A 7,651-nucleotide genomic window follows, 5' to 3' on the forward strand; every position below is an offset into this window, starting at 1 on the left:
TCAGTCGGCGTCGGATCAGGAGTTGGCGCAGGGTCAGTCGGCGTCGGATCGGGCGTCGGCGAAGGCGTTGGTTTATGCGTCGGCGCAGGGTCAGACGGCGTCGGCGAAGGCGTTGGTTTGTGCGTCGAGGTCGTGGCGCTGGGCTTCGATGTGGGCGAGGTCGTGGCGCTCGGCTTGTGGCTCGTGGTGGCTGGCGTGGGCTTGGCAACGGGCGTGTCCACGACCTCGTGTGCGTGACTGCCGAGCAGCGACACGGCCCATTCCTGGGTCCCTTCCGCCGGGCTGTTCTGCGACCCGGGAGCGAAGGTGTCCATTGCAGCCAGAGTGGCTTGAGACCGGTCTACTGAGACCAGAGTCCACTTCCGCGGATCAACATGTTCCCCGTTGAGGATGGTCTCGAAATGGAGGTGGCAGCCGGTTGACCATCCGGTTGTTCCAACCTTGGCAATGACCGCTCCGGGACCAACCACATCACCCTTGTCAACGCCGATCGCTTCAAGGTGGTTGTAGGTTGTGACCAGGCCGTTCCCGTGGTCCACTTCGACCCGGTTTCCGCCGCCCCATGGGTGCCAGCCTGCGGCGCGGACCACACCTGCATCCGCCGCGTACACGAGTGTCCCGCACGGGGCCGCGAAGTCCTGTCCGGTATGGAACTCGTCGGCTGCGCCCGTGATAGGGCTGGTCCGGAAGCCAAACGGTGAGCTTGGATTGAGCGACGCCAGCGGCGAAATCAACGTTCCTTCGGAGGGACGCTCAACGGATGAGCTGTCACCGATGTCTGCTGCTGACATACCCGCCACAGCGGGGGGAGTTGTCTCGGCTTTCGAGAGTGCATCCGCAATGAGCTTGGAAATGATTCTGGAGTTGGCTTTGGAAGAGGGCGACTCGCCGGCCACTCCCGGCAGAGCCAGGCTCTTTGGCTCGACAATGCCAGTGGGCCGGTCCTTGGTCTGTGTAGTGCCATTCGCCAGGAGCGTCTGGGAGGACGACGCTGTGAGCTGGCCCGCAGGCCCTGGGCTCTCGTAGCTGAAGGAGTACACGGCGGCAACGGCCAGGCAGATCCCAATCCCGGAACGGACCGCATTCCGCTTACTCGGTACTGGGTGGCGGGCAACCCTCTGCCTCGGCTCTTTCACAGGTGACTCCCCAAGCTATTTACTGTCAGTATCAGTTGATTCCGCACATGCCCCGCTAGGCGCGTACAGCAATGCTCGCTTTGGCCGGAGGGACCTCCCACGATCGTGTCCTGGACTGGTTACCAGAGAGAAAACGAGCCCGATACTTCCGGTGAACACCCCACTGTCACTGGTGATGTTCCTCACAAAGCCGGTGGAACCAGAGTACTAGAAGTTTCTCTAGAAGAAAGGGTGCCCGTGGTCTCTTGGAGAAACCTTAGGGAATCTCATGGTGAAACCTTAGAGAAGCAAACGGGGCGCCGTAATAAGCGCAATCAAGGGGCGCCAATAGCCGCCGTTGTTGCATCGATCAGCATGATCAGATCCATCGGAGCCAGCTCAATTTCCAAGCCCCGCTGTCCGCCGGAAACCAGCACTGCGGCGAAACCGAGCGCGGATTCGTCCACAACGGTGGGACAGGGATTCCGCTGCCCAATCGGTGAGATTCCCCCGAGCACGTAGCCGGTGCGGCGTTCAGCTGACGTGGGATCCGCCATCGCCGATTTCTTCCGTCCGCACGCTGCGGCGAACGCCTTTAGATTAAGGCTTCCGCTCACGGGCACGACGGCGGCGGCCAGGGTCCCTTCCATGTCCACCATCAGTGTCTTGAACACGCGGGTGGGTTCCACTCCTAGTGCAACGGCAGCTTCCATGCCAAAACTCGGTGCTGAGGGATTGTGATCATAGGTGAGCACAGCGAATTCGATTCCGGCCCTGGACAGTGCGGCAGTGGCGGGCGTCGACGGCGAAGAATTTTTCCGGCTCATGAAGCAGATGAATTCGAATTCACAACTAGTGCACTCTTCATGCCATTGACCTTAGCCGGATTGTTTGAGCCGAGCCCACCGAACCGCACTCCCAGTCAACCCGCGTAAGCTGGAGGGTGGAGCGGACGCAGTGTTGCCACATCTGGCATGGTCCGCGAGGAGGCAATTTTGGCACGACGCATGGCGGACCCCGCGTATCAAGCGCAGCAGTGGGAACGACGGTATGACCCGAACATTGAAGAAATCAACCGGATGTGCGATGCCCTCGCCGTCCAAAAACCAGGGCGGTCGCTGCCCTATATCGACCCCATCCATGATCTTGACGAGTGTCGGATTGTGAGCCTGTTCTCAAGTCCGGGACATGACCTTATCTCAGGTTTTGTGTCGTCGGAGAATGACGACCAGAGCGCCATCCGCACCGCCGAAATCTATGAGCATGTTGGACTTAGCCCTAAACACGTGATGCCTTGGAACGTCTACCCCTGGTATGTGGAAGAGCAGAAAGAGCGAGCTCTGACCACCGCCCAGATCGATGAGGGAGTTAAGCCGCTGTTGAACTTCCTGCAGCGGGTGTCGCGGGCGTCGGCTCTGGTGGCGCACGGTACGGATGCCCACAAGATCGCCCGGCGTCTTACCCAGCTGCAGCACCGCGCCATCGTGAGGCGCGGTTTCAAGATCTATCCGGTGCGGTCCGTGGGAGACCGCGCTTTTGCCGGCTCACCGGAAAAGCAGGAACTCTGGCTCCGCGAGATCCGGTCGGCCTACACCGACGCCATGGCGCGTGCCGGGATCAGCCGGTCAAGCTAGGCAAGGACAACCTGGACAAATGATGACGGCGGCACCCAGTTGGGTGCCGCCGTCATCATTTAACTAAGCCCGTGTTACTCGCTGCGCCGCCGGACCATGTAGGTCCCGCCTGCCGCTGCCACAAGGACAAAACCGCCGCCCAGTGCGAGCAGTCCGAGGTTCCCTCCGGCCGTCTGCTCGGCGCCGGTGTCCGCTCCTCCGACGGGCATCTGGCCCATCTGGTCCGTGCCGGTGTTGTCTCCGGCCTCGCCTGGGGCCGCAGCCCCGCTGTCGGCCTGGCCTGACGCTTCATCATCGCTGCTGTCATCTGACGATGCGGAGCCGCCCTCCTGCACCACAAGCGTCCCGGTCATGGTCGCGTGGAAAGTGCACGTGAAGTTGTATTCGCCCGGGCTGTTAGGGGCAACAAAAGTACCTGTTTCGCCGCCAGGGACCGAGCCACTATCGAAGCTTTGCCCGCTGCCAACGCCTGTGACGGTGTGAACTTCTACGTCATTGTTGACAACAGTAACTGTTGCGCCTGGTGCCACTGGGCCGGAAATGGTGTATTTGAAGTCGGTGATACTAATGGTGACAGGTGCGGCCTGCGTCATGGCTGGCAATGCAGTCGGCGCGTATGTGGCCGACGCCGCACCGGCGGAGCCGAACATAGCGCCACAGGCCAACGCGGCGGAAAAGCTGATGCTGAGGACTTTATTCTTGGTATTCATAGTCTGAAAGCCTTCCGGAGGATTTGACTAGGGGCCCACTCGAAGAGGCTCCACGGTGGCGTTCGAATGGGCACAGGCCCGCCACTATATGATATTCGTCACCCGATCGCTTGCGGATGGGTGCACAGTCGTCTAGCCATGGCCGGATGCGCAGAATACGATCAGCATCGGGCAGGCAAAGTGAGACGAGGGAGACGAATGAGGAATGCGGCGAGGGCAGGTACGGGACTGCGGTCACTACTGAGCGAACCTGTCCGGTGGCCCGCGGCGCCGCCTTTGGGATCGGCTGCCATCATGGACCAGTTCTGGGCCGATGCGGTCTTTCTGCATTGGCGGATTTCCGAGGCTTCGGCAGCGAGGTTCATGCCGCCGGGAACAGTGCCGGACTTGCACGACGGCGATGCCTGGGTTGGTCTCATCGGCTTCCGCATGCGCGGGGCGGGCTTTGGCACGGGCAGACCGGTCCCGTATTTTGGCTCGTTCAACGAGATCAATGTGAGGTTGTATTCGCGTGAACCCGACGGCACCCAGGCCGTGGTGTTCCTGACGCTTGATGCCTCGCGGCTTGCGGTGGTCCTGGCTGCGCGGGCAGCCGGTATCCCGTATGTCTGGTCCCGGTGCAGTTACGTACAGCCGGATAACTCGCACGGCTATGAGGTGCGCCGGTTCCGCGGTGGCGCACACTCACGCTTCGCCGTCGTGCCTGATCTGGATTTGCCCGCTGCTGATCCGCTGACACAGCACGTCACAGCCCGCTTTGGGTTGCATTCCCGGCTGGCCGGGCGCACCCTGCACATCCCGAACACCCATCAGCCCTGGCCACTCCACCATGCTGCGCTGCTGCACTGCGATGACGGCCTGGTCAGGGCTGCGGGGCTGGAGGTCACAGGGCCACCTGAATCGGTGCTCTACTCACCGGGAGTGCAAACCCAATTTGGATTAGCCCGGGTAGTCGCCCGGCCCACAGCCGGCTGACGTGACCGCTACTTCTTCTCTTCGAGCTTCAGCGCGATTCCGAGGGCAAAGAAGGTGGGCGCCCAATGTCCAATGAAGATTCCCCAGCGATCAGACTGCGCCTTGGAGTCCCCCTTCTTTCCGCGGCTGACCAACCAGGACGTCAGGGACAACCCTATTGAGGCGAAGCCCCCAATGTAGGCGTGCTCACTTCTAATGCCAGCTTCACTCAACTTCTCGATCACAGCATTCTCCTTAAATCGATGTGGCGTGTGGGGTTTCAACTTGACACAGGAAAGCACCCAAAGCAAGTAGGCTTATAAATTCTCGTTTGAGCAGGGCGTGTCAGTCAGTGCCGAATCCGGTGAGCCCGCCTTCGGCGCTGTCCGTGGACGCATGCACCTGATCCACCCGGCCAGGCGTGCGGTCAGAGCGGAGCCAGCGGAGCAACTGCTCCACCGACGACGACGGACCCTCCGCCACAACCCGCACCGAACCATCCCACCGGTTGGTAGCGGATCCCACCAGGCCAAGCTGCTCCGCCTGCTGCCTGGCCCGGTACCGGAATCCGACGCCCTGCACCTCGCCGGTGACTGTCGCAATGAGGCGGACGTTGCTCATGCCATGCCGGAGGGTCGGATATTCAGTGACTCCACGGCGGATTCGCGCGATGCGTCCACCGCGAGCCGCACGGCTTTGGCTACCTGCTGGGGGCGGATCCACTCCGTCGGTTCATAATCTTTGCCCTCGAAGCTGTGGAGTTCCCGCTGCATGTCGGTTGCCACCCGCCCGGGGTGGATTGAACACACCCGGACGCCGTTGGCGCGCTCCTCCTGCCGGAGCGCGTCCGTCAAAGCGCGCAACGCGAACTTGGTGCCGCTGTACACTGCGGATTCCGCCCCGGAAGCGTACCCTGAGCCCGAATTGATGGCAATCACCTGTCCCTTTGCTGCGCGGAGCGCCGGCAAAAGGAGTCGGGTCAGCCTGGCCACGGCAAAGACATTGACCTCGAAGCTGTCCTGCCAATCGTCGTCGTGCAGGTCCGCCACCGTGCCCATCCGCAGCACGCCTGCCGAGTGGACCAGAACGTCAAGGGAGCGGATGTCCGCAACGTCGCCGGCGGCCACGCCCCGCACGTCCACCGCGAACGGTTGGGCGGACGGGAACGACGACGCCAGCACCTCAAGCGCGGATGCATCCCTCCCGCCCAACAGCAGGTGATAGGTGGGCGCGAGCTCCTCAGCAATGGCACGGCCAATGCCGCGGGAGGCGCCGGTGATCAGGGCAACTGGTCGTAAAGTCATGATCAAAATCCTACGGTGTTGCGCGCTGTGCAGGCGGAAGCGGTGGACTCGCGGACCACCAGCTTGGTAGCCAGTTCACCATGATGGGCATCCAGTTCCTCCCCATCGTTGATGCGGTGGGCATGGAAGCCCCGGCACGTGCGGCGACGTGGGCCACGACCGGCCGCACCCGCTTGGAATTAGTAGCCACCGGTGCACACCTTTCGAAATATTTCGGAGTTCTAATTGTGACGATTGGGCAGCCCAGAATCGAGCAATTGTCAGTATGATGGCTGATCAAGCCATTGACGAATGACCCGCAACACGCTTGAGTTAAGGGTCACGCCACCACATAAGTCGCGAAATATTTCGAAGAGGAATTGCTCTTGTTTGATCAAAACGCCCCGGCCCTGCGTATTGGAATGGTGGGCTACGCCTTTATGGGCGCCGCGCACTCCCACGCCTGGCGGACCGCGCATCGGTTCTTCAACCTGCCGCGCACACCCGAGCTGACGGCCCTGGCCGGCCGAAACGCCGCCGCGGTTGAAGCCGCGGCCCAACAAATGGGATGGGCTTCAACGGAAACGGACTGGCACGAACTGGTGAAGCGCGACGACATCGACCTGGTGGATATATGCACACCCGGTAACACCCACGCTGAGATTGCAATCGCCGCGCTGCGTGCCGGCAAGCATGTCCTCTGCGAGAAGCCACTGGCCAACTCGGTGGAGGAGGCGGAGGAGATGGCGGCTGTGGCAGCGGAAGCCGCGAAATCGGGAGTCTTTGCGATGTGCGGGTATTCCTACCGCCGAACCCCAGCGCTTGCCTTGGCCAAGCAAATGGTGGAGGAGGGGCGGCTTGGCTCTATCCGGCAGATTCGCGCACAATACCTGCAGGACTGGCTCTCCGACGAGAACGCACCGCTCACCTGGCGGATGGACAAGACCAAGTCGGGAAGCGGTGCGCTCGGAGACATCGGCGCTCACAGCATTGATGCAACACAATTTGTTACCGGTCAGAAGGTCACCGGTGTTTCTGCGCTGATGGAAACCTTCACCAAAGAACGGCCGGTGGGAGGCGATCTGATCGGTCTGGGCGGACACGGCGCAGTGGGAGACGAGGTGGAGCGCGGCCCGGTGACGGTTGACGATGCGGTGATCTTCAGTGCCAGATTCGACGGCGGACCTATCGCCGTGTTCGAAGCAACCAGGGCCGCACTCGGCAGGAAGAACGCAATGCGGTTGGAGGTCAATGGCTCACTTGGGTCGCTGGCATTCGACTTCGAGGAGATGAATCATCTGCAGTTCTACGACGGCACTGATGATGCAGGTATGCGCGGGTTCCACCGGATTTCCGTCACCGAACCAGAGCACCCTTATGTGGGAAATTGGTGGCCGACCGGGCACGGACTGGGCTACGAACACGGTTTCACCCATCAGGTGGTGGACCTGGTGACTGCCATTGGAAGCGGGACCCAGCCCACGCCGTCGTTCGCGGATGCGCTGCAGGTACAGCGGGTGCTGGGCGCAGTCGAACACAGTGCAGGGAATGATAGTCGCTGGACCACTGTCGGCTGACACGGCGAACGTAACTCACCTACTTGATCCACCACTAGAAGGAGAACTCATGGCGGCCAAAAACGCCCTCGTGGTCCGCGGCGGCTGGGATGGTCACCAGCCCGTCGAGGCGACCAACCTTTTCATCCCGCATCTGGAGTGCAACGGCTACAGCGTGCGGGTCGAGGAAAACACATCCGTCTACGCTGATGCAGAATACCTGCGGACCGTTGACCTCATCATGCAATGCAACACCATGAACACCATCGAGAAAGCCGAGTTCACGGGACTGCGCGCAGCGGTGGAAGCAGGCACAGGCCTTGCTGGTTGGCACGGAGGCATCGCGGATTCCTACCGAAACACCTCGGACTATCTGCACCTGATCGGCGGGCAGTTCGC

General features: G+C 61.6%; 10 protein-coding genes. 4 read left to right on the plus strand and 6 right to left on the minus strand.

Annotated elements, in window-relative coordinates; genetic code table 11:
* Together Y708_RS30575 and ybaK are read right to left on the minus strand one after the other, a co-directional pair.
* Positions 1 to 1,136: M23 family metallopeptidase (locus tag Y708_RS30575; RefSeq protein WP_051479224.1), on the minus strand; the 1,136-nt coding region annotated here is incomplete at its 3' end.
* Positions 1,137 to 1,450: 314 nt separating this feature from the next.
* Positions 1,451 to 1,942 carry a Cys-tRNA(Pro) deacylase gene (gene ybaK / locus Y708_RS0120040; RefSeq protein WP_028281289.1) on the minus strand — a complete coding sequence of 164 codons (492 nt, stop codon included), beginning with the start codon at positions 1,940 to 1,942 and terminating at the stop codon, positions 1,451 to 1,453.
* 168 nt (positions 1,943 to 2,110) lie between these two features.
* Between ybaK and Y708_RS0120045 the strand changes: the two genes are divergently transcribed.
* Positions 2,111 to 2,749, plus strand: coding sequence for a uracil-DNA glycosylase family protein (locus tag Y708_RS0120045; RefSeq protein WP_253905900.1), 639 nt, complete (start codon positions 2,111 to 2,113; stop codon positions 2,747 to 2,749).
* 74 nt (positions 2,750 to 2,823) lie between these two features.
* On the opposite strand, the gene Y708_RS30580 is transcribed toward Y708_RS0120045, so the two are convergent.
* Positions 2,824 to 3,459: a cupredoxin domain-containing protein gene (locus Y708_RS30580; RefSeq protein ID WP_051479225.1), complete on the minus strand. Its 636-nt coding sequence runs from the start codon at positions 3,457 to 3,459 to the stop codon at positions 2,824 to 2,826.
* 294 nt (positions 3,460 to 3,753) lie between these two features.
* On the opposite strand from Y708_RS30580, the gene Y708_RS0120055 reads away from it, so the two are divergent.
* Positions 3,754 to 4,434: a YqjF family protein gene (locus Y708_RS0120055; RefSeq protein WP_035777034.1), complete on the plus strand. Its 681-nt coding sequence runs from the start codon at positions 3,754 to 3,756 to the stop codon at positions 4,432 to 4,434.
* Positions 4,435 to 4,442: 8 nt separating this feature from the next.
* Here Y708_RS0120055 and Y708_RS0120060 read toward each other — a convergent pair whose 3' ends face one another.
* The 3 genes from Y708_RS0120060 to Y708_RS0120070 all read right to left on the minus strand — a co-directional run bounded on the left by Y708_RS0120060 (position 4,443) and on the right by Y708_RS0120070 (position 5,717).
* Positions 4,443 to 4,658, minus strand: a complete 216-nt coding sequence (locus Y708_RS0120060; protein ID WP_028281292.1) for a hypothetical protein — start codon at positions 4,656 to 4,658, stop codon at positions 4,443 to 4,445.
* A 100-nt stretch (positions 4,659 to 4,758) separates the two neighbouring features.
* Complete coding sequence (locus Y708_RS0120065; protein WP_028281293.1) at positions 4,759 to 5,034, minus strand: acylphosphatase; 276 nt, start codon at positions 5,032 to 5,034, stop codon at positions 4,759 to 4,761.
* Positions 5,031 to 5,717 carry an SDR family oxidoreductase gene (locus tag Y708_RS0120070; RefSeq protein WP_028281294.1) on the minus strand — a complete coding sequence of 229 codons (687 nt, stop codon included), beginning with the start codon at positions 5,715 to 5,717 and terminating at the stop codon, positions 5,031 to 5,033. Before Y708_RS0120070 ends, Y708_RS0120065 begins: the two co-directional genes overlap by 4 nt.
* A gap of 401 nt (positions 5,718 to 6,118) precedes the next feature.
* Between Y708_RS0120070 and Y708_RS0120080 the strand changes: the two genes are divergently transcribed.
* Together Y708_RS0120080 and Y708_RS26705 are read left to right on the plus strand one after the other, a co-directional pair.
* A complete protein-coding gene (locus tag Y708_RS0120080; RefSeq protein WP_035777035.1) occupies positions 6,119 to 7,273 on the plus strand; it encodes a Gfo/Idh/MocA family protein in 1,155 nt (384 codons plus the stop codon).
* Between the two features lie 49 nt (positions 7,274 to 7,322).
* Positions 7,323 to 7,651: ThuA domain-containing protein (locus Y708_RS26705; protein WP_035777036.1), on the plus strand; the 329-nt coding region annotated here is incomplete at its 3' end.

Origin of the sequence: Arthrobacter sp. H5 (genome assembly GCF_000520595.1) — a bacterium.
GTDB lineage: Bacteria > Actinomycetota > Actinomycetes > Actinomycetales > Micrococcaceae > Arthrobacter_D.

Bases quoted from the DNA above. Each gene is read 5' to 3' on its own strand.
- ybaK (WP_028281289.1), bottom strand. From the start codon at position 1,942: ATGAGCCGGAAAAATTCTTCGCCGTCGACGCCCGCCACTGCCGCACTG.
- Y708_RS30580 (WP_051479225.1), bottom strand. From the start codon at position 3,459: ATGAATACCAAGAATAAAGTCCTCAGCATCAGCTTTTCCGCCGCGTTG.
- Y708_RS0120055 (WP_035777034.1), top strand. From the start codon at position 3,754: ATGGACCAGTTCTGGGCCGATGCGGTCTTTCTGCATTGGCGGATTTCC.
- Y708_RS0120065 (WP_028281293.1), bottom strand. From the start codon at position 5,034: ATGAGCAACGTCCGCCTCATTGCGACAGTCACCGGCGAGGTGCAGGGC.
- Y708_RS0120070 (WP_028281294.1), bottom strand. From the start codon at position 5,717: ATGACTTTACGACCAGTTGCCCTGATCACCGGCGCCTCCCGCGGCATT.
- Y708_RS0120080 (WP_035777035.1), top strand. From the start codon at position 6,119: ATGGTGGGCTACGCCTTTATGGGCGCCGCGCACTCCCACGCCTGGCGG.